This is a genomic window from Streptomyces sp. NPDC093111 (assembly GCF_040683955.1).
GTDB lineage: Bacteria > Actinomycetota > Actinomycetes > Streptomycetales > Streptomycetaceae > Streptomyces.
On record NZ_JBFBNW010000013.1, the window covers coordinates 272,889 to 292,611 of the forward strand.

Consider the following 19,723-nt stretch of genomic DNA (forward strand, 5'->3'; position numbering starts at 1 on the left):
CTCTTCCCTCGAACAGGGGGCGAGTGTCGGCGATTCGGCCACTTGGACGAAAGAACGGGGCCCTCGCGCCGCAAGGGTCGATGCATCCGACACGAACGTGCTTTCGCTCCGTCATGGGGTTCGCGCCACGTCCGAAATACATGTGTTCGAGGAACCCGGCCGCCTCGTTGAGCCCGGCGACACGGAGGAGGCCAAGGTGAACGAGACGACCCAGAGAACCGAGCGGGCCGCCGAGGGCGGGACGTCGGCTTCGGAGCAGTTGCTGTTCGGCGGCGAACTCGCCTTCGACCAGGGCTGGAGCCAGCACCGGGGGACCTGGCTGAAGCTGGGCATGTGGCGCATGGCCGTGAGCTTTCCGCGGCAGGTCGCGATCGCGGTGCGGCTGGCCCGGCAGGCCGATCCTCGGGCGCTGACCACGGTGGCGGTCAGCGAGATCGCGCGGGGCGTGGCACAGGCGTTCTCCCTGGTGGCGGTGAACACGCTGCTGAGCGAACTCCTCGCGGCCGGAACCATCGTCGAACGCCTGCGGGCGGCCGTGCCCGCGCTGGTGTTCGTGTCGGTGATGGGGGTGGTCGCCTCCTTGCTGAAGTCCGCGTCGACGGCCTCCACCGGCATTCTGGAGCCGAAGGTCCAGCGCGTCGCGACCGAGCGGTACCTCGGCCTGGTCGCGCGGGTCGAGATGGAGGCGATCGAGGACGACGCCTTCCACAAGCTGATGGACTCGGCGCAGTGGGGCGCCGACGGCGCCCGGCGGATGGTGGGCTACTGCACGGCCGTCGTCGGGTCGGCGATCTCGCTGATCGCGGCGGCGAGCGTCCTCACCGTCCTCCACCCGCTGCTGCTTCCGCTGCTGGTCTCGATGGCGCTGCCCAGCGCCTGGGGCTCCCTGACGATGGCGCGGGCCCGGTACGTGAGCTGGCACCGGTTCGTCCAGCACGCGCGGGCCGCCCAGTTGCTCAGCCGGCTGCTGATCGACCAGCAGGCGGCGAGCGAGGTGCGCGTCCACGACGTGGGGCCGTTCCTGCTCGAACACTTCCGGGGCATGGCGGAGACCAGCGAACGCGAGCAGACCCGGCTGGCATGGATCGGGGCGCGCACCGGACTGGCCGCCGACGGGGTCCGCGGGCTCGCCACGGTCGCCGCGTACGGGGTGCTCGGCCTGCTGTTGTGGAACGGGCAGATGGCGCTCGCCGTCGGCGGCACCGCCGTGCTCGCGATCCGGGCCGGCTCGGCGAGCATCACCGACCTGGTCCTGCGGGTCACCGACGTCCAGGAGGAGTCGCTGTTCGTCGCCGACCTGGAACGCCTGTGCGTCGAGGCGGCACGGCGGGCGATCCCCACCACGGGGGTCGACCTGCCGGACGACTTCGACGCGATCCGTTTCGAGAAGGTGACCTTCTCCTACCAGGGTGCCGAGCGGCCGTCCCTGAGGGAGGTGGACCTGGTCATCCCGCGCGGCAAGACCGTCGCCCTGGTGGGCAGGAACGGCTCGGGCAAGACCACGGTGTCCAAGCTGCTGTGCGGACTCCACCTGGCGGACTCCGGGCGCGTCCTGTGGGGCGGGGTGGACGCCGCCGAGGCACGCCGCGACCAGCTCTTCGCCAAGGTGGCGATGGTCGCCCAGGACTTCCAGCGGTGGCCCTTCACCGCCCGCGTCAACATCGGCATCGGGCGCCCCGGCAGCCCGATCGACGACGCCGCCGTCACACCGGCCGCCGCGTACGCGGGAGCCGACGAGGTGGTGGCGGGGCTCCCCCGCGGCCTGGACACGCTCCTGGCCCGCGGCTACCAGGGCGGCCAGGAGATCTCGGGCGGCCAGTGGCAGAAGGTCGGCCTGGCCCGGGCGCGCTTCCGAGACGGCCAGGTCCTCATCGTCGACGAACCGACCAGTGCCCTGGACCCGGCGGCCGAACAGCGCGTCTTCGACCAGATCCACCGCCTCGCCGGCACCGGCCAGACCACCGTCCTCATCACCCACCGCCTGCACAGCGTGGCCCACGCCGACCTCATCTACGTCCTGGACGAGGGCCGCGTCGTGGAACACGGCACCTTCGCCGACCTGATGGACCCGGCCACCGGGACGGGCGCGTTCCGCGAGGCGTACCGGCTCCAGGCCGACCAGTTCCTGCGGGCGTCCGTGCCGGCGCAGGGCGGCGGGGGCGGCCGGACGCCGCGCTCCGGGGGCGCGGGGACCGGCGCGGGAACGCAGGGGACGGTGTCCCCGTGACCGCCCCTCGGCACACCGAACCGCTCGACGTGCACCTGATGGCCGTCCGGGAAGGCGCGGGTACGGCGGGCGTCGAGGTGCTGCTGTCGCGGCGGGCCGGCGGGGTGTACGCGGCGGGGATGTGGCACCTCCCGTCCGGGCACCTCGACGGGCCGCACGAGGACGTCGTCACCGCCGTCGTGCGCGAGGCGCGCGAGGAGACGGGCCTCGTGGTGGACCCGGCCGAGGTGCGCGCGGCGCTCACCGTGCATCACCGCGCGCCGGCCGGGCGGGCACGGGTCGGGTTCTTCTTCGAGGTGCGCCGGTGGCGGGGGACGCCACGGGTCATGGAGCCCGAGGTGTGCGACGGCATGGGCTGGTTCCCGCTCGACGCGCTGCCGGAGCCGATCGTCGCCTACTGCCGGGCCGGGCTCGACGCCTACCGTGCCGGAAGCCGGATCGCGGTCCACTTCCAGGAGCCGGGCGACCCCGTCGCGTACGACCCCGCTTTCGACCGGTTGTGCCTGGTCCCTGGCTTGGAGGCCGGCCCCCCGGGCCCCGGTTAGGGTGAACGGCGTGCGCGTACTGCTCGTCGAGGACGACGAAGACCTCCGGTTCGGTGTGGCCGCCGCCTTGCGGGCGGCGGGCCTCGCCGTCGACGAGGTCGCCGATCTGCCGCAGGCGGACGAGGCGCTGTTCGTCACCGCGTACGACTGCGCGGTGTTCGACCGGATGCTGCCGTCCGGGGACGCCGCGGCCTTCGTCGACGGGCTGCGGCGCGGCGGCCGGGCCGTGCCCGTGCTGTTCCTGACCGCCCGGGACACGGTGGCGGACCGCGTGGAGGGGTTCGCCAGCGGGGGCGACGACTACCTCGTCAAGCCGTTCGCCGTGCCCGAGCTCGTCGCGCGGGTGCGCAGCCTGTGCCGGCGGGCGGCGACCGTGCGCCCGCCGGTGCACCTCGTCGGAGACCTGGAGGTCGACACGGCGCGCCGGCAGGTGCGGCGGGGCGGGGTGCTGCTGATGCTGACGAGCCGGGAGTTCGCGGTCCTCGAAATCCTCGCCGCCCGCGCCGACCAGGCGGTCTCCCGCGCCGAGCTGATCGAGAGCTGCTGGGACGAGATGGCGGAGCCGCAGTCCAACGTCCTCGAAGTACTCGTCTCGCAGCTGCGCCGGAAGCTCGGCGCGCCGACGCCGATCCACACCATGCGCGGGGTCGGGTACCGGCTCGCTCCGGGCGACGACGCCCGATGAGCCCAGGCGTTCCCGGACTTCCCGCACGTACGCGGGGTAGCGGGCGCACGGCCGCCGGCCGGCGCGCGCGGGGCGGCGGCCGGGCCCGCGCGCTCACACCGACCGCCCGGGTGATGCGGCTGCGACGGCGGATCAGCCTGCTGTTCGCGCTGACCAGCGCCATCGGGCTGGTCGCGATGGGCGTGCTGGCCGTGCGCAGCGACAGCGCGCGGTGGCGGGAACAGCTCGACCACGCGATGGACGCGGACACCAGCTGGGCCCTCGGGCTCCTGGAGACCGACGAGGACGGGCGGCTGGACACCGGCGTCCTCGCCGAGACCGTCCCCACCGACTGCCCGCCCCTGACCGTGCTCCTCGTGAACCCCGACGCCCCGGACGGCCTGACCGTCCGGCATGCGCCCGCCAGGGCCTGTCTGGCCGTGAGTCCCGCCGTGGTCCTGGACGCCGGGCGGGCGGCGGCCCGCGCCGACGACACGCTGGCCTTCGACCGGCGTACCCGGGACGGCGAGCCGGTACGGGTCTTCGCGCAGCCCTTCTACGCGCCCGAAGCGGCCGACGACGAAGGCCCTCAGGGCGTGCTGGTCACCCTGGCCGACGCGGCCGGCCCGCGCTCCGACCACGCCCGTCTCGTCTGGATCGTGACGGCCGGCTGCGCGGTGCTCGTGCTGCTGTCGGCGGCCGTCGGGCACGTCCTCTCCGGGTGGGCCGTACGGCCCGCGCTCGCCGCCCTGGGCCGGCAGGAGGCGTTCCTCGCGGACGCGGCGCACGATCTGCGCACCCCGGCCGCCTCGCTCCGGACGCTCGCCGAGACGGCGTTGCGCGGCGAGACGGACGGCACGGAGGTGCACCGGCGCACCCTGCGCCTGGCGGAGGGCATGGGCCGGCTCGTCGACGGACTGCTGACCCGGGCCCGGCTCATGTCGGGGACGGCCACGGTCGCCCGCCAGCCGCTGCGGCTCGACCAGGTGGCGGAGGCCGTCGTCGACGAGGCGCCCGTCGCCGGTCACCGGGTCCGCGTCGAGGCCGAGGAGACCGTCGTGGTGGCCGACCCCGACCTCGTACGCCGGGCCGTCGGCAACCTCCTCGGCAACGCGCTCGCGCACGGGCACGCTCCGGGCGTTCCCGCGGACGTGCTCGTGACGGTGACGCGGGACGGGAAGCTGACCGTCGAGGACGCCGGTCCCGGGCTGCCCCCGGAGGTCGCGGGGGCGATGTTCGAACGCTTCCGGAGCGGATCCGGGTCCACCGGACTCGGTCTGTCCATCGCGGCCTGGGTCGCCCACGCGCACGGCGGCACACTGACCGTGGGGCCGGGCGCGCGGGGCGGAGCCCGGTTCGTGCTGCGGTTGCCCACGCCGGGCTGACGACCGGGAGTGCCGGCGGTACCGGCGCCCGGGATCTGGGGAGCCTTCGTCGGGCGGCAGCCGTCCACCGGCATCCACCTCCGGTACCGCCGCGACCGCCTCAGCAAATCCTCAGCATCCGCGCGTGATCATTCCCTGGACCGACCAGCTACGGGAGTACCTCGTGATCCGCGCCGCCGCACGCCGCCGTCAGGCCTTCGTCATCGCCCTCGCCGTCCTCGGCACCACGTCCCTGGCGGCCTGTACGGCCGGGAGCCCCGCCACACCGGGCCGCCCGGGCGGCACGACCGCCTCCGCCGACCCCGTCGACCGTCCCGACCTGCGGCGCTTCTACGGTCAGCGGCTGGCCTGGCGGGCCTGCGGCGACTCCTACCAGTGCGCCGATCTCACGGTGCCGAGGGACTACGCCCGGCCCGGCGACGGCAAGACCTTCGTCCTCCCCGTGGCGAAGGCCGCCACCTCGACCGCCGGCCAGCGGATCGGCTCCCTCCTCTACAACCCGGGCGGTCCGGGAGAGCGCGGCGTGCAGGCCCTCAAGGACGGCCTCGCCGACGACCTCGGGCGCGGGGTGCGCGACCGCTTCGACATCGTGGCCTTCGATCCACGCGGGGTCGGCGAGAGCAGGCCCGCCCTGACCTGCCTCGCCGGAACGGAGGCCGGGGCGGAGGCGGACGGTGCGTCCCCGGCCGCCGCCGACACGCCGCTCTACCCCCGTACCGCATCCGAACGCGCCGAGGCCCTGGCGGGCGCGCGGGCCACGGCCGACGCCTGCCGCAAGGCCAGCGGGCCGTTGCTCCCGCACGTGGGGACGGAGGACGCGGCCCGGGACATGGACGTGCTGCGGGCGGCGCTCGGCGACCGGAAGCTGACGTACGTCGGCTGGTCGTACGGCACGAGCCTGGGCACCTCGTACGCCGAGCAGTTCCCGCACCGGGTCCGCGCGATGGTCCTGGACGGGGCGGTCGACCCGTCGCTGGACTGGCGGGAGCGGATGCTGGGCCAGGCGAAGGGTTTCCGGGACGCCGTCGCCGACTACGCGGACTCCTGCGCCGCCACGGTCGGCGACGCCTGCCCCGGCGCCACGCCCGACGAGATACGCACGCTGATCGACCGGCTGCTCCGGCGGACGCAGGCCGAGGCGCTGCGGGTGGACGGTTCCGAGGAGGGCCTGGACGCGGCGGGTCTGGTCTCCGCGCTCAGCCTGTCCATGTACACACCGGAGGCGCAGTGGCAGGACCTGTCCGAGGCGCTGCGGGCGGCGGACGGCGGGAACGGGACGAAGCTGGCGGCTTTGGGGACCGAGGGGGAGGACGAGGACGAGGGGAGCGAGGAGTCCGAATCGGGGTCCGGATCGGGGTCCGAGTCGGGGTCCGAGTCGGGGTCGGAACGGCCGTCCGAGCCGGGTTCGCCGGGTGGGGCGAGCCCCTCCGGGACGCCCTCCGTCCCCGAGGACAACAGCGACGCCGCCCTCATCGCCGTCAACTGCCTCGACGTCCCCCACCCCCGCGACGAACGGGCCTACTGGGACGCGCTGGCCCCCGCCGACAAGGCGGCGGGCGTCTACGGTACGTCCGGTCTGACGGGCGAGCTGGTCTGCGAGGACTGGCCGGCCGGCCGGCAGCGGCCGCACCGGGTGGACGCGGCGGGGGTCCCGCCGGTGCTCGTCGTGGGCACGGCGGGCGACCCGGCCACCCCGTACGCCGAGGCAGTCAGCCTGGCGCGGCAGTTCCCCGGCGGGATGCTGCTGTCCTTCGAGGCGGCGGGCCACACCGGGTACGGCCGCAACGCCTGCGTCGACCGGAAGGTCGAGGACTACCTGGTGTCCCTCACGAAGGTCGCGCCCGGCACGAGCTGCGCTCCGTGACGGCGGTGCCCACCGGCCGGGGCCGCGCGCGGCGCACCCCGGCCGGGGCCGCCGCCCCTCACCCCCTGGAGTGATCCGGCCGGGCGTGGGTGCGCGGGGCGTCCGGGCCGGGTAGCCCGTTCCTTCCGTCGCCACTCCACCGAAGGGACCGGTTCCTTGCCTTCCGTAAGCGACAGTGACAGCGAGAGCGCGAGCGTCGACGACTCCGTCCACGACGCGGACTCCGTTCCCGGCTCCGACTCCTCCCCTCCCGGCGAGCAGTACCGCTACGTCCAGCCGAAGCTGGCCGCGCTCGACGGCAAACCGACCTCCCCGTGGGTGATGGTGCGCCGCCTGCCCCAACTCGTCCGCAAAGGGCTCGCGCTCGGCTGGCGGGTCGACCGCCGGGCCGTGACGGTCCTGCTCTCCTGCCAGGCGGTGTCGGCGGTCCTGGAGGCCGCGGGGCTCGTCGCCACCGGCAGCACCATCACCTCGCTCGTCTCCGCCGGCGACATCCGGGAGCGGCTGGCGGAGGCGCTGCCGTCCATCGTGCTCATCGGCGCCGCCGTCGCGGTGCGCGCCGTGCTCGGCATCGTCATCTCGAACGTCTCCTCGCGCCTGTCGCCGCGGATCTCCCGCGAGGCCGAGCTGGAGATGCTGCACGCCGCCGCGAACGCCGAGCTCACCGCGTACGACCACCCTGGCTTCAACGACAAGTGGGACCACGCCGACCGGGGTGCGGACGTGGCGAAGGACCTGATCACCGAGTCGCAGATGCTGATGTCCTGTCTCGCCTCGATCGTCGCGGCGGCCGGCGTCGTCACCGTCCTGCACCCCGTGCTGCTGCCCCTGTTGGTGCTGGCCGTGCTCCCGCAGGCGCTCGCCCGGATGAAGGGCGCCCATCTGCACTGGGAGAGCAGCCGGGCCGTGTCGGCGGAGCGGCGCACACTCGGGCATCTGCGCTGGTACATCGCCGACCGGCAGATCGCCGACCAGCTGCGCGCGGGCACGATGTTCGGTTTCCTCCTGGGCCGGTACCGCGAGATCGGCGCCCGCGTCGACGCCGTCACGGACCGGGCCATCCACCGGGGCGCGCGGTGGGCGTTCGCCGGGTCGCTCGCCGGCGGGCTCGCGTCGGCGGTCATGTGGGGCGCTCTGGTCGGCCTGTTGGCCACCGGCCGCATGACGCTCGCGACCGCCGGAACGGCCGTCTTCGCGCTCCAGACGGTGAGCAACAACCTGTACGGGATCGTCGGCTACGGCACCCAGATCTTCCGCACCGGCCTGTACGTCGACGACTGGGTCGACTTCATCACCGAGGCCGGCGGCCACCGTCTCGACCGCGGCGACATCGTGCCCGGCCCGCCGACGACGGTGCGCGCGGAGGCCCTGACGTACACCTATCCCGAGGCGGACGAGCCGGCGCTCGACGGGATCACCCTGGAGGTGCGGGCCGGGGAGGTCATCGCGCTGGTCGGGGAGAACGGTTCGGGCAAGACGACGCTGTCCAAGCTGCTCGCCGGCCTCTACCTGCCCACCGGGGGCACGGTCACCTGGGACGCCCGGGACGTCCGTACGCTCGACCCGTACGCGATGTGGAAGCACACCGCCGTCGTCCCGCAGGTCTTCGCCCACTGGCCGCTCACCGCCGAGGAGAACATCACCCTCGGGCAGCCGCGCGCCGACGCCCGGGAATCGCTCCGCCGGGCCGCCGAGCGCTCCGGCGCCGGGGAGGTCGTCCAGGGCCTGCGCAGCGGCTGGCACACGCTGCTCGCGCGCGAGTGGTTCGGCGGCGTCGAGCTGTCGGGCGGCCAGTGGCAGCGCCTCGCGATCGCCCGCGCCTTCTACCGGCCGGGCCTCCTCGTCCTCGACGAGCCGACCAGCGCCCTCGACGCCCGCGCCGAGCACCGCATCTTCGCCGGTCTCCGCGAGATCGCGAAGGACCGGCCGGTCGTCCTCGTCACCCACCGCCTCGCCAACGTCGCCGTGGCCGACCGCGTCGTCGTGCTCAGCCACGGCCGGATCATCCAGGAGGGCACGTACGCCCGGCTCGCCGAGGTCCCCGGCCTGTTCCGGGAGCTGCTGGAGCTCCAGAACGACCGGGGGATCCCCGCGCAGCGCACGGCGGACGCCGAGTCCGGCGCGGAGACCGGCTAGCCGAGTTGACCGAGACGGAGGGCATCCCTCAGCTCGCTGAGCTTCGCGGTCGTGGCCGGGGTCCGCTCCTGCGCCTGTTCAGCGAGCCGGAGGGCGTCGTCGATCTCGCTGAGCTTCTCGGAGGACAGGACGGCCGCCCGCTCCATCAGGTCGTCCCGGGACACGGTGGTCAGCCACGTGCACGGGGTGAGGCCAGGACGCGGGAACGCGAGCCGCAGCACGCCTTCGAACGGCAGTCCCTCACCGGCGCCGACCGTCACCTCTATGCCCAGACCGCTGATGTCGACGCCCGCCGGAGCGACGACCTGCATCACCCGGATTCCGGACGGGTCGTCTCCCGACAGCAGGACGACCAGCCTCCGCTCGTCGAACTGGACCCACCAGACCTCGCCACGTCGCACAAGTCCTCCAGACACATGACGGCCGGCCGAACCCCGATGCCGGGTCGGGCGGTTGATGCTCGGACGGCGGGCCGGTCGCTCAGCGGCAGGCGGCCGTGTCGTCCGCGGTGCCAGGGTAGGCGGCGGCGCGGGCCTGCCCGAAGTTGGTGACGAAGGCGTCGTACACCGACGGCGTGGTGATGCGGAGCATCGTCTCGTCGTTGTCGCGGAGCGCCGGGCCGCTCCAGTTGTGGCTGCCGGTGAAGACCAGCTGGTCGCGCGCCCCGGCGTACATGCCGTCGATCATGAGGTTCTTGGAGTGCACGATGCGGTTCGGGGTGGCCGGGTCGGCGTCCTGGTCGTGCTGGTAGCAGCGGGTGGTGAGGCGGGTCTGGCCGTGCAGGGCGGTCCAGGTGCCGCTGTCGGTCTCGCTGTAGACGAGGTCGACGGTGCACCCGGCGGCGGCGAGGGCCCGCAGCTTGTCGGCGACGGCCTGCCGGGTGATCTTCAGCATGGCGGCACGGATGGCGGTGCGGTGGGTTCCGGCGGCGTCGGTCCAGGTGCAGCCGACGTTGTCGAGGGCGTTGACGACGGTGTCCGTGTCGTCGGTGGCCCCGGCGCGCGGGAAGAAGTACGCCTTGTAGTCGCCCGCTCCGGCGTACGTGTACGTCCAGGCGGCGCGGTCCTGCTTGCCGAGCGCGGCGAAGTAGGAGGTGTAGGCGGAGTACAGGGTGGGGTTGCCGGCGAAGGCGACGGCGCTGTTCCAGTAGCGGGAGTAGTTCGACGGCGTCAGGTTGGACGTCATCTGCAGCACCGCCTGCGTCACCGCGCCGCCGCCGACGCTGCTGAACAGCAGGAACTTGTTGTGGTTGATCCCTCCCGTGCCGGCCCCCAGACAGGACCGGCCCTTCGCGCACAGGGTGACGTACGAGCTCTTGGTGAGGTCGGTGCCGAGCGCCGCCTTGAGCGTGTCGTACGAGGCGGGGCTCCCGGCGGGGTCGCTGACGGTCGTCTCGTCGAGGACGACCTGGACGTTCACGCCGCGGGCGGTGTGCGCGTCGGACAGCTCCCGGGCGACGGTGGTGTCCCACAGGTGGTACATCGCCATCCGGATGGTCGACCCGGTGTCGGCGGCGGCGATGAACTCGCGCGCGCGGTCCCGGACTGCGTTCTGCCGCGCCGGGTCGGCGGACGTCGGGTCGTTGAACACGGGGCCCGTCTGCGGCACGGCGGCCACGCCCTCGGCCGCCGCCCCGGCCGGTACCTCCCCTTCCCGGGCGCTCGCCGCCTGCGCGGGGCCGAGCACACCGGTCGCGAGCATGAGAGCCAGTCCGGCCACGCCGACGCGTCGGCGGATGGTGGAGAGCATGAATCCCCCTCGATCTGCTGCCAGTTGAGGCAACGACCTTAGTGGATCACCGGGACGGGCCCATGGGGCGCGTGGGGTGCGTCGGGGCCGGCGGGCGCGTCAGGTGCGGCCGTCGAGCCATGGCGTAGCACAAACCGGGCACCTTATCAGCGACACCGCACCCTCGGACCGGTTTGACTACTCTCCACACTCGCGTGGCTCCATGGGGTAATCATGAGCGCGGGAGGGAACACCTTGGTCTTCAGCCTGAGCCGCCGCCGCAAGTCCGCACCGATATCCGCGCCCGCGCCCGTACCGGCGTCCGCGCCCGTCACCGCGCCCGTCGCCGTGTCCGTTTCCACGGCAGCGCCCGCGCCCGTACCGGCCGGCGCCGCCTGCCCCTTTACGTCGGCCGCCCTGGGACGCGACGCGGCAACCGCAGTGGCCCGCGTCCGGTCCGGGCCGGACAGCGCGTCCGGTTTCGTCGACCGGCGGCAGGCGGAGAGCTTCGTCCGGCAGTTCCATCAGGAACAACCGGACCAGGGCGACGCGGGGCGCAGGGTCCGGGCGGTCCTGGACGAGATCGACCGGACCGGCACCTACGAGCACACCCCCGACGAGCTCGCCTTCGGCGCCCGGGTCGCCTGGCGCAACGCGGCGCGGTGCATCGGGCGCCTGTACTGGCGCAGCATGGTGGTGCGGGACCTGCGGCACCTGACCGACGCGGACGACATCGCCGCCGCGTGCTTCGACCACCTGCGGCTCGCCGGGAACGACGGCCGCGTCCGGCCCGTGCTGTCCGTCTTCCCGCCCGACCGGCCCGACCGGCCGGCGCCCCGGATCGTCAACGACCAACTGGTGCGGTACGCCGGACACCGCGCCACCGGCGGCGACTGGATCGGCGACCCCCGCAGCTCCCTGCTGACCGCCCGCGCCCGCCACTTGGGCTGGAAGCGCGACGAAGAGCCCTTCCAGACCCTCCCGTTGATGGTGCAGGAACGTCCCGGCCGGCGACCGGACTGGTACGAGCTGCCGGACGACACCGTGCTGGAGGTCCCGCTGCGGCACCCCGATCACGCGTGGTTCGCGGAGCTCGGGCTGCGCTGGTACGCGGTGCCCGCGATCAGCGACATGACGCTGGAGATCGGCGGCGTACGGTATCCGGCGGCGCCGTTCAACGGCTGGTACATGGGCACGGAGATAGGGGCCCGCAACCTCGCCGACCCCGAGCGCTACGACCTCCTGCCGGTGGTGGCGGACCGACTGGGCCTCGACCGCTCGTCGGAACGCACCCTCTGGCGGGACCGGGCACTGGTCGAGCTCAACGTGGCCGTGCTGCACTCCTACCACGAGGCAGGGGTGACGATGGCCGACCACCACACCGAGTCCGACCGGTTCCTGCGCCACATCGCCCAGGAGACCCGCCTCGGCCGCTCGACCCCGGCCGACTGGAGCTGGATCGTCCCCCCGATCTCCGGCTCCGCCACGTCCGTCTTCCACCGCTACTACGACCCCGTGGACCCGAACCTCCGCCCGGCGTTCCTGCCCCGCGAGGCGTAGCCGGCCGTGCGCGAAGCATCCCGCGCGCGGCCCTCAGGGCGAGGCAACTGACCCGCTCCCCCGCCCTACACCCCCCCTACCCCTCTCCCTCTCCCGGCGACACCGGCCGCTCGAAGAAGGTCTCCAGGACGACCGTGGCCTGCGTCCCGCTGACCCCGTCGATCGCGTAGATCCGGCGCAGCACGTCCTGGAGCCGCTCGGTGGTCGCCGTGCGGACCTTCACCAGCACGGAGGCGCTGCCGGCTATGACATGCGCTTCCACGAGTTCGGGGAGGGCGGCGAAGTGCCGCGCCGAATCGCCCATCCAGGCGGTCGAGTCGACCATCACGTACGCCAGGACACCACGGCCCAGCGCCGCCGGGTCCACGTCGACGGTGGTGCGCCGGATGACGCCGGACTCCCGCAGTTTGCGTACGCGTTCGTGGGCGGCGCCGGCGGAGAGGCCCACGGCCCGGCCGAGCGCGGCGTACGACTGGGTGGCGTCCTGCTGGAGCTGCTCCAGCAACGCGCGATCTATGTGATCCACAACTCTCCGTTCGGTGCCGTCTTGCCGAGACCGTATCCCATCCAGCAATGTCACCCATGAACCGAAGGTGATTCGGCAGATCACATCGCGAGGAGAACTGCATGCCCACGCCCAGCGAACGCCCGGCCTTGTACGAGATGTTCGACGAGCGGTTCCGTACCGGCAGGTGCATGAACGGCGACGCGAACCTGGAGGTCCTGTACACGGGCTGCCGCTGGGCCGAGGGGCCCGTCTACCTGCCCGCCTGGCGGCAGGTGATCTGGAGCGACATCCCCAACGACCGGATGCTGCGCTGGGACGAGGAGACGGGGTCCGTCGGCGTCTTCCGCCGCACCGCCGGGCACACCAACGGCAACACCCTCGACCGCGAGGGCCGCCTGATCACCTGTGAGCAGGGCGATCGCCGGGTGACCAGGACCGAGCACGACGGCACGGTCACCGTGCTGGCGGACCGCTGGCAGGGCAAGCGGCTCAACAGCCCGAACGACGCGACGGTGAAGTCCGACGGCTCGATCTGGTTCTCCGACCCGGACTTCGGGATCACCAGCGACTACGAGGGCTACCGCGCGGAGAGCGAGATCGGCTCGAACAACGTCTACCGCGTCGACCCCCAGACCGGTGCGGTGCGCCTGGTCGCCGACGGCTTCGGCGCGCCGAACGGCCTGGTCTTCTCCGCCGACGAGCGGCAGCTGTTCGTCTCCGACACGCGCGCCGGATGCGTCCGGGTCTTCGACGTCCGCGAGGACGGCACGCTCTCGGACGGCAAGGTCTTCGCCGACGCCTCGGCCCGACCCCGGGCCCGTTTCGACAACCTGCGCTTCGACGACGAGGGCCGGCTCTGGGTGGCGGCGATGGACGACGGCGTGCACTGCTACGACCCCGACGGCACCCTCATCGGGCGTCTGAACGTCCCCGAGTCGGTCGCCAACATCTCCTGGGGCGGCGCCAAGCGCAACCGTCTCTTCATCACCGCAGAGACCAGCCTCTACTCCACCGTCATGTCCGTCACCGGCACCCACCCGACGGGGCCGGGACGTCGCCCCTGGCGGGACACCCGGAACGCCGGCTGACGAACTCGTCGTCCCCGTGGCGTCCCCGTGGCGTCCCCGTGGCGCACCTCGGCGAGCGGGGCGACGAGGAAGAGGCACCCGGTCGCGCCACCCGCCCCTACACTCACCCGCATGGCATGCCGCATCAGTGAGCTGGTCATCGACTGCGTCGATCCCGAACGACTCGCCTCGTTCTGGAGCGAGGTGCTCGGCTACGTCGAGCTCGGCCGCGAGGAAGACGGAAGCATCGAGATCGGACCGCCCGGAACGGGCTTCGGGGGCCCACAGCCGACGCTCGTCCTCAGCCCCAGCAGCGACCCTCGGCCGACGAAACTCCGCCTGCACATCGACGTCAACCCCACCGACCGGGACCAGGACGCCGAACTGGAGCGCCTGCTCACACTGGGCGCCGAGCCCGCCGACGTCGGCCAGACCGGCACCGAGACCTGGCACGTCCTCGCCGACCCCGAGGGCAACGAGTTCTGCCTCCTCCGCACACGGATCCGGCCGGTCTGAGCCGCGGGCGTCACCCGTCGTCGCGGCGCTGGAGCCTGTCCGGCCGATCAGGCATGCTTGAGTCCCGCACTCAGAGGGACCTTGGTGGTGAGGATCGGCGCATGGTGCACGTAGGTGAGTTCTTCCTCGCAAGGGACGATGAGTCCGCCCTGCGGGTGGGCCCCCACAGCAGTCACGACTTCCCGGCCGTGCCGTGCGACGGCATCTACCTGGATGACGCAGTGGGGAGGTGGGAAGCTCAGCTGACGGGCGTCGCGAGCACACTGCGAGCTGTAGTGCCCATGGCGAACGACGGATTCACCGTCTTCGCTGTCCCGGAGCACCTGTGCACGGCTCTGACTACTGCGGGAAGAGACCGGCTCCGAGCTGTAGCTCTCGCGTGGGCCGCTTCCGAACCGGCCGATGAAATCTCGCCGGACTACGCGCTGGACCTCGTCGAACGTGTGTCAGCCCTGGCCAGCAGTCGTACAGAGAAGAGGCTCGACCTGTACTGCTGGTACTTCGCGCCCTGATCTCGCCGCGGTGACGCGCCGGGATGGTGATCGGCCGGACAGGCTCTAGTCACCCATGAACTGGGAGCAGCGGTACGGGCCCAGGGGGCGGCCCTCGCCGTTGAGGGTGACCTGGACGTCGTCCGGGCGGATCGTGGGGTGGAGGGCGGACTGGGCGCGGGCGAGGGTGCAGACGAGTTGGCCGTTGACCAGGTCGTCGCGGCGGTTGCCGGAGAACGTGGTGCCGGGTGAGCTGAGGGTGACCCGGGTGCCCGTTCCCGTGGCGTCGTACGGGAGTTGACGGACGAGGGTGGTCAGGCCCCTTTCCAGTTCCGGGTCGGTGGGGCCGGCGGCCAGGAGTTTGAGGGCCGCGTCCAGTTCGGTGATCCGCACGTCGGGGCGCGAGACGCCTTCCAGGTGGCCCGTCGGTGACACGAAGTAGAGGCGGAGGCCCTTGGTGAGGCCGGTCGGGGGTTCGCCCGCGCCGATCACCCCGCTCGGCTGCACGCCGCAGGAGGAGGTCAGCACTGCGGCAAGCAGGGCTGCGAGTGCGGCCGTCAGGGGGCGCAGGGGAGGGCGTTCGGCGGTCATGGGGTGGGGGCCTTCGCCTCGGGCTCTGACAGGGGCAGGGGGAGGGTGAGGGTGAAGACGGCGCCGCCTTCCTGGGCGTTCGTGGCCTCTATCGTGCCGCCGTGCAGGCGGGCGTTCTCCAGGGAGATCGCCATGCCGAGGCCGCTGCCCTCGGAGCGGGTGCGTGCCGCGTCCGCCTTGTAGAAGCGGTCGAAGACGTGGGCCAGTGCCTCGGGTGAGAGTCCGGGGCCCTGATCGGTGACCTCGATCACGGCTGTTCGCCGGGTGGACCCGGTCACGGTCAAGGTCGCGGTCAGGGTCACCGGGGGTGCTCCGTGGCGGAGGGCATTGCCCACCAGGTTGGCGATGATGACGTCCAGGCGCCGCCGGTCCAGCGGGGCGCGCACGCCTTCGGGGAGTTCCGTGCGGACCGCGTCCGTCCAGCCGCGCAGCGCCAGGCTGGCCCGGATCGCCCCGGCCAGGTCGGTGTCGGTCGGGGTCAGGCGGGCCGCGCCGGAGTCGAAGCGGGACATCTCCATCAGGTCGTCGACCAGCCGGGACAGCTTCGCCGTCTCGGCGCTCACCGTACGGGCGGCCTGGGCCGTGTCCGGCGGGAGCTGGTCGGCGTCCTCCTCCAGGACGGTGGCGACCATGGTCATCGCGGCGAGCGGGGTGCGCAGCTCGTGGGAGACGTCCGCGACGAAGCGCCGGGCGCGTTCCTCCTGGTCGCGCAGGTGGGTGACCGAGGACTGGAGCTCGTCGGCCGTCTCGTTGAAGTCCTGCGCCAGGTTGGCGAGTTCGTCGCGCCCCTTGGCCGTCACCCGGATCGACAGGTCGCCCTCGGCCAGCTTCCTGGTCGCCCGCCCCAGGTCCCGTACCGGGCGCAGGACGGCGCGGGCGGAGAGCAGCGCGAGGAGCGCGGACAGCAGGACGACGGGGGCGACGCCGTCCCGTACCGCCGTGAGCAGTGCCGCCGTGTCGTCCTCCTCGGGCCGCAGCGAGGTGACGGCGTAGATCTCCAGGCCCGAGGCCCGGCCGTCGTCGCCGAAGGTGACGGGGGTGCCGACGACGAGATACGGGATGTCGTCGAGGGTGACGCGCTGGAAGCTCATGGCCGAGCGCGTGCGGACCGCCTCGCGGAGCTCCGGGGTGATCCGGCTCCGGTCGGCGAGCCCGTCGGAGGTGCCTTCGAGTTCGCGGTAGCGGCTGATGACGAGCGGGGCGCCGGCGAGGCTCTGCGAGACGCGTTCGGCGAGTTCGGTGAGGCCGCGTCCGGTCGGCGGCAGGTCCACGTCGGGGGCGATGGTCGTCACACGGTCGTGCAGGTTGTCCTGGAAGGAGTCCTGGGCGCGCTTGAGGATCGCCGTGCGCGCCTCCCGGTACGCGAGCACGGTCGCCGTGGCGGAGCCGGTGAGGGTGACGAGGACGAAGGTGACGACGAGGCGGGTGCGCAGGCTGCCCAGCCACGGCCGGCGGGCCCGCCTCGGGCGGCCGTCGGCTTCCGGTGGCCGGCCGGGCGGCGAGGGGCGGCGCGGGTTCATATCGGACCGAAGCGGTAGCCGAAGCCACGGACCGTCTGGATGTAGCGCGGCCGGGCCGGCTCGTCCTCGATCTTGGCCCGCAGGCGCCCCACCGCCGCGTCGACCAGGCGCGAGTCCCCGAGGAAGTCGTGGTCCCAGACGCGTTCGAGGAGCTGCTCCCGGCTGAGGACCCTGCCCGGCGAGGCGGAGAGTTCCAGGAGCAGGCGCAGCTCGGTGGGCGGCAGGGCGACGGGGATGCCGTGCCGGGTGACGGTGAGTCCCGCGCGGTCCAGGACGAGCCCGGTGTACTCGGAGCGTTCGGGGTGCGCGGGCTGCGGTTCGGCCCGGCGCAGGGCCGCCTTGATGCGGGCCTCCAGGACGGGCGCGGTGACGGGCTTGACGACGTAGTCGTCGGCGCCGGCCTCCAGACCTCGGACGATGTCGGCGTCGTCCCCGCGTGCGGTGAGCATGATGACGGGCAAGGTGGAACGGGCGCGGAGACGGCGGCAGACCTCGAAGCCGTCGATGCCGGGCAGCATGAGGTCGAGCACGACGAGCTCCACGGCCTTGCCGGCCGGGCCGTCCAGGAGGGCGAGTGCCTCCTCGCCGGTGGCCGCGGTGTCGACGTCGTAGCCGTGTCGGCGCAGGACGAGTTCCATGCCGTCGCGCACGGCGGCGTCGTCCTCGATGAGCAGCACATGGGGCATGCGTCCGATTATGGGCGAGGATTTCGCCGTGTAGTCCCTGCTCAGGACCCTGAGCGGCGGGCCGTCGGCATTGTTACGTTCTCATCATGTGGTGTTACGTGTTCATGGAGCGGTGCGGGAGAGACCGTCACGTCCGCGCCTGAGAGTCGTCCGCATGACTTCCCCCACCTCGAACGTCTCGAACACCTCGCAGACGTCGCACGCCTCGCACGCCTCGCACGCCTCGCACGCCTCGCACGCCTCGCACGCCTCGCACGTCTCGCACGTCTCGCACGTCTCGCATGCCTCGGAGGCTTCCGCCGCCCGTGCGCGCCGTCGGCGTCCCCGTACCGTCCTCGCCGCGCTCCTCGCACTCCCGGTCCTCGCCTTCGCCGTCGCCTGTGGCTCCGACGGCGGGGTCAAGGAGGCCGGCGTCGCCACCGTCCCCGACGAGACGTCCGCCGCCTCCGCCACCCCGAGCGGTACCGGCGGAGGCGGCGGGGGCGGGTCGTCGGCGGCCGGGGGCAAGGGCGCCTTCTACGACGCGCAGATGAACTACGTGCGGTGCATGCGCGGCAAGGGCGGCGTCAAGGAGTTCCCCGACCCCAAGCTGAGCGGCTACCTGGACTGGTCGAAGATCGACGAGCTGGGCGCCACGTACCCGGAGGTGTCCAAGGGCGGCAAGGGCGGCGTCTGCGTGACCGAGATGACGGCGGCGGCGCAGCAGGAGCCCGAGCGTGACGCGCAGATCGAGTACGAGTCGATGCTGGCGCACGCCCAGTGCATGCGTGAGAAGGGCGTGTCGCGGTTCCAGAACCCGACGATGTCCGGGGGCAACGTGATCCCCGGCGGCGATCCGAACCCGGCGAGCCCGTCGTTCGACCGTAACTCCCCCGCGTACAAGCAGGCCGTCGCGGCCTGCAAGGACAAGCTCCTCGACGGCCTGGACGGCATGCAGTGACGCGGCGCGGGACCCTTCTCCTGAGTGGTGCGGTGGCGGTGGCCCTCGCGGCCGGTGCCGGGGCCGTCGTGCTCGGCGCCGGGCCGGAGGCGGAGCCGGCGGGCGGCGGGCGGGGGCTGCCGCCCGCGACCGCCACCGTCGTCCGGACGGACCTGGTGAGCAGCAAGACCGTCGACGGGCGGCTCGACTACGCGGGCCGGCGGCCGGTGAAGTCGGCGGTCCCGGGCACGGTCACGGTGGCGGCCGAGGAGGTCGCGACCGTACGGCAGGGGCAGGCGCTGTACGAGCTCGACGACAAGCCCGTCACCCTGCTGTACGGGCCGGTGCCGATGTTCCGCGAGATGCGGACCGGCGACCGGGGCACCGACGTCCTCCAGCTCGAACGCAATCTGCGCGACCTCGGGTTCGGCGGTGGCCTGTACGTGGACCCGCGGTACGACGCGGCGACGGAGGCCGCCGTCAAGCGGTGGCAGAAGTCGCTCAACCGGGAGCCCACCGGGCGGGTCGGCAAGGGCGACGCGGTGTTCCAGCCGGGCCGGGTCAAGGTCGTCTCGGCGGACGCGGCCCTGGCCGACCAGGTCGGCCCCGACCGGGCGGTGCTCACCGTGGCCTCGCCCCGTCCCGTCGTCCGGGCCGACCTGGACCAGGCGGACGCGCCGCTGACCGCGCCGGGCACGCGCGTCGAGGTGACGCTGCCCAGTGGGACGACGGTACGGGGGAAGGTGACCGGCACCGTCCGGCCCGGCGGCGCCGGCGCCGGAGCTGGTGACGCAGCCGGGGGCGGGGGCGGAGGTGCCCGGGAGGGGATCACCGTCGAGGTGACCCTCGACGACGGGACGCCGGCGGGCGAGGACGCCCGGGCCACGGCGAGCGTGAGGTTCGTGAGCGAGAGCAGGAAGGGGGTGCTCGTGGTGCCCGTCGAGGCGGTGGTGGCGTTGCGCGGCGAGAACGGCGGATACGGGCTGGAGGTCGTCGAGGGGACCAAGAGCCGGATGGTGCGGGTGGAGACCGGCATGACCGCCGACGGGAAGATCGAGGTCAGCGGGGCTGCGCTGCGCGAGGGGATGCGGGTGGGGGTGGCGGCCCCGTGACCGCCGGCGCGCGTCGCGCCGCCGCGTCGGGCGGCGGCATGGGCTCCGTCGCGAACGGCGGCACGAGCCACGCCACTGGCAGCGGCACGAGCTCCGCCTCGGACGGTGGCACGAGCTCCACCACGGACGGCGGCACGAACCCCGCCACAGGCAGCGGCACGAGCCCCACCACAGGCAGCGCCACGCGCCCCGCCCCGCGCTCCC

The 19,723-nt window shown here is 73.2% G+C and carries 18 protein-coding genes; 12 read left to right on the forward strand and 6 right to left on the reverse strand.

Annotated features, from left to right (window positions below; all coding sequences use genetic code 11):
- Window positions 1–340 precede the first annotated feature (340 nt).
- The 6 genes from AB0Q96_RS24215 to AB0Q96_RS24240 all read left to right on the forward strand — a co-directional run bounded on the left by AB0Q96_RS24215 (window position 341) and on the right by AB0Q96_RS24240 (window position 8,821).
- The gene (locus tag AB0Q96_RS24215; protein WP_365328864.1) at window positions 341–2,227 is read left to right on the forward strand and encodes an ABC transporter ATP-binding protein; all 1,887 of its coding nucleotides are present in this window, start codon (window positions 341–343) and stop codon (window positions 2,225–2,227) included.
- The gene (locus AB0Q96_RS24220; protein ID WP_365328764.1) at window positions 2,224–2,772 is read left to right on the forward strand and encodes an NUDIX domain-containing protein; all 549 of its coding nucleotides are present in this window, start codon (window positions 2,224–2,226) and stop codon (window positions 2,770–2,772) included. The genes AB0Q96_RS24215 and AB0Q96_RS24220 overlap by 4 nt, the downstream gene beginning before the upstream one ends.
- Before the next feature lie 10 nt (window positions 2,773–2,782).
- The gene (locus tag AB0Q96_RS24225) at window positions 2,783–3,457 is read left to right on the forward strand and encodes a response regulator transcription factor (protein WP_365328766.1); all 675 of its coding nucleotides are present in this window, start codon (window positions 2,783–2,785) and stop codon (window positions 3,455–3,457) included.
- Between the two features lie 113 nt (window positions 3,458–3,570).
- Window positions 3,571–4,821 carry a HAMP domain-containing sensor histidine kinase gene (locus AB0Q96_RS24230; protein ID WP_365328768.1) on the forward strand — a complete coding sequence of 417 codons (1,251 nt, stop codon included), beginning with the start codon at window positions 3,571–3,573 and terminating at the stop codon, window positions 4,819–4,821.
- 124 nt (window positions 4,822–4,945) lie between these two features.
- A complete protein-coding gene (locus AB0Q96_RS24235) occupies window positions 4,946–6,685 on the forward strand; it encodes an alpha/beta hydrolase (RefSeq protein ID WP_365328770.1) in 1,740 nt (579 codons plus the stop codon).
- Between the two features lie 156 nt (window positions 6,686–6,841).
- The gene (locus AB0Q96_RS24240; protein WP_365328772.1) at window positions 6,842–8,821 is read left to right on the forward strand and encodes an ABC transporter ATP-binding protein; all 1,980 of its coding nucleotides are present in this window, start codon (window positions 6,842–6,844) and stop codon (window positions 8,819–8,821) included.
- Here AB0Q96_RS24240 and AB0Q96_RS24245 read toward each other — a convergent pair.
- Complete coding sequence (locus AB0Q96_RS24245; protein WP_365328774.1) at window positions 8,818–9,222, reverse strand: type II toxin-antitoxin system PemK/MazF family toxin; 405 nt, start codon at window positions 9,220–9,222, stop codon at window positions 8,818–8,820. The two genes, AB0Q96_RS24240 and AB0Q96_RS24245, sit on opposite strands and share 4 nt — an antisense overlap.
- Before the next feature lie 79 nt (window positions 9,223–9,301).
- On the reverse strand, window positions 9,302–10,570 hold the full coding sequence (locus AB0Q96_RS24250; RefSeq protein ID WP_365328776.1) for a phospholipase D-like domain-containing protein: 1,269 nt from the start codon (window positions 10,568–10,570) through the stop codon (window positions 9,302–9,304).
- 213 nt (window positions 10,571–10,783) lie between these two features.
- Here AB0Q96_RS24250 and AB0Q96_RS24255 point away from each other — a divergent pair, with 213 nt between their 5' ends.
- The gene (locus AB0Q96_RS24255; RefSeq protein ID WP_365328778.1) at window positions 10,784–12,109 is read left to right on the forward strand and encodes a nitric oxide synthase oxygenase; all 1,326 of its coding nucleotides are present in this window, start codon (window positions 10,784–10,786) and stop codon (window positions 12,107–12,109) included.
- 76 nt (window positions 12,110–12,185) lie between these two features.
- Here AB0Q96_RS24255 and AB0Q96_RS24260 read toward each other — a convergent pair whose 3' ends face one another.
- On the reverse strand, window positions 12,186–12,635 hold the full coding sequence (locus tag AB0Q96_RS24260) for an Lrp/AsnC family transcriptional regulator (protein WP_365328780.1): 450 nt from the start codon (window positions 12,633–12,635) through the stop codon (window positions 12,186–12,188).
- 101 nt (window positions 12,636–12,736) lie between these two features.
- On the opposite strand from AB0Q96_RS24260, the gene AB0Q96_RS24265 reads away from it, so the two are divergent.
- The 3 genes from AB0Q96_RS24265 to AB0Q96_RS24275 all read left to right on the forward strand — a co-directional run bounded on the left by AB0Q96_RS24265 (window position 12,737) and on the right by AB0Q96_RS24275 (window position 14,712).
- Window positions 12,737–13,705, forward strand: a complete 969-nt coding sequence (locus AB0Q96_RS24265; RefSeq protein WP_365328782.1) for an SMP-30/gluconolactonase/LRE family protein — start codon at window positions 12,737–12,739, stop codon at window positions 13,703–13,705.
- Window positions 13,706–13,816: 111 nt separating this feature from the next.
- Entirely contained in the window at window positions 13,817–14,200 is a 384-nt protein-coding gene (locus tag AB0Q96_RS24270) for a VOC family protein (protein ID WP_365328784.1), read from the forward strand.
- Between the two features lie 101 nt (window positions 14,201–14,301).
- Window positions 14,302–14,712: a hypothetical protein gene (locus AB0Q96_RS24275; RefSeq protein ID WP_365328785.1), complete on the forward strand. Its 411-nt coding sequence runs from the start codon at window positions 14,302–14,304 to the stop codon at window positions 14,710–14,712.
- A gap of 45 nt (window positions 14,713–14,757) precedes the next feature.
- Here AB0Q96_RS24275 and AB0Q96_RS24280 read toward each other — a convergent pair whose 3' ends face one another.
- Genes AB0Q96_RS24280 through AB0Q96_RS24290 form a run of 3 tightly spaced genes read right to left on the reverse strand, consistent with a single transcriptional unit; the run spans window position 14,758 to window position 17,488 of the window.
- A complete protein-coding gene (locus tag AB0Q96_RS24280; RefSeq protein WP_365328787.1) occupies window positions 14,758–15,282 on the reverse strand; it encodes a hypothetical protein in 525 nt (174 codons plus the stop codon).
- A complete protein-coding gene (locus tag AB0Q96_RS24285; RefSeq protein WP_365328789.1) occupies window positions 15,279–16,802 on the reverse strand; it encodes an ATP-binding protein in 1,524 nt (507 codons plus the stop codon). The genes AB0Q96_RS24280 and AB0Q96_RS24285 overlap by 4 nt, the downstream gene beginning before the upstream one ends.
- Window positions 16,799–17,488 (reverse strand): response regulator transcription factor, encoded by a 690-nt coding sequence (locus AB0Q96_RS24290; RefSeq protein WP_365328791.1) that lies wholly within the window; start codon window positions 17,486–17,488, stop codon window positions 16,799–16,801. The genes AB0Q96_RS24285 and AB0Q96_RS24290 overlap by 4 nt, the downstream gene beginning before the upstream one ends.
- A gap of 154 nt (window positions 17,489–17,642) precedes the next feature.
- Between AB0Q96_RS24290 and AB0Q96_RS24295 the strand changes: the two genes are divergently transcribed.
- Both AB0Q96_RS24295 and AB0Q96_RS24300 read left to right on the forward strand, forming a co-directional pair.
- Window positions 17,643–18,428 carry a hypothetical protein gene (locus AB0Q96_RS24295; protein ID WP_365328793.1) on the forward strand — a complete coding sequence of 262 codons (786 nt, stop codon included), beginning with the start codon at window positions 17,643–17,645 and terminating at the stop codon, window positions 18,426–18,428.
- A gap of 32 nt (window positions 18,429–18,460) precedes the next feature.
- Entirely contained in the window at window positions 18,461–19,519 is a 1,059-nt protein-coding gene (locus AB0Q96_RS24300) for a peptidoglycan-binding domain-containing protein (RefSeq protein ID WP_365328795.1), read from the forward strand.
- The last annotated feature ends 204 nt before the right edge of the window (window positions 19,520–19,723 follow it).

What these genes read in the sequence shown, in the direction of transcription:
- AB0Q96_RS24250 (WP_365328776.1), bottom strand. Translation starts at nt 10,570, where the DNA reads ATGCTCTCCACCATCCGCCGACGCGTCGGCGTGGCCGGACTGGCTCTC.
- AB0Q96_RS24270 (WP_365328784.1), top strand. Translation starts at nt 13,817, where the DNA reads ATGGCATGCCGCATCAGTGAGCTGGTCATCGACTGCGTCGATCCCGAA.
- AB0Q96_RS24280 (WP_365328787.1), bottom strand. Translation starts at nt 15,282, where the DNA reads ATGACCGCCGAACGCCCTCCCCTGCGCCCCCTGACGGCCGCACTCGCA.
- AB0Q96_RS24265 (WP_365328782.1), top strand. Translation starts at nt 12,737, where the DNA reads ATGCCCACGCCCAGCGAACGCCCGGCCTTGTACGAGATGTTCGACGAG.
- AB0Q96_RS24275 (WP_365328785.1), top strand. Translation starts at nt 14,302, where the DNA reads ATGGTGCACGTAGGTGAGTTCTTCCTCGCAAGGGACGATGAGTCCGCC.
- AB0Q96_RS24215 (WP_365328864.1), top strand. Translation starts at nt 341, where the DNA reads ATGGCCGTGAGCTTTCCGCGGCAGGTCGCGATCGCGGTGCGGCTGGCC.
- AB0Q96_RS24295 (WP_365328793.1), top strand. Translation starts at nt 17,643, where the DNA reads ATGACTTCCCCCACCTCGAACGTCTCGAACACCTCGCAGACGTCGCAC.
- AB0Q96_RS24290 (WP_365328791.1), bottom strand. Translation starts at nt 17,488, where the DNA reads ATGCCCCATGTGCTGCTCATCGAGGACGACGCCGCCGTGCGCGACGGC.
- AB0Q96_RS24285 (WP_365328789.1), bottom strand. Translation starts at nt 16,802, where the DNA reads ATGAACCCGCGCCGCCCCTCGCCGCCCGGCCGGCCACCGGAAGCCGAC.
- AB0Q96_RS24255 (WP_365328778.1), top strand. Translation starts at nt 10,784, where the DNA reads ATGAGCGCGGGAGGGAACACCTTGGTCTTCAGCCTGAGCCGCCGCCGC.
- AB0Q96_RS24230 (WP_365328768.1), top strand. Translation starts at nt 3,571, where the DNA reads ATGCGGCTGCGACGGCGGATCAGCCTGCTGTTCGCGCTGACCAGCGCC.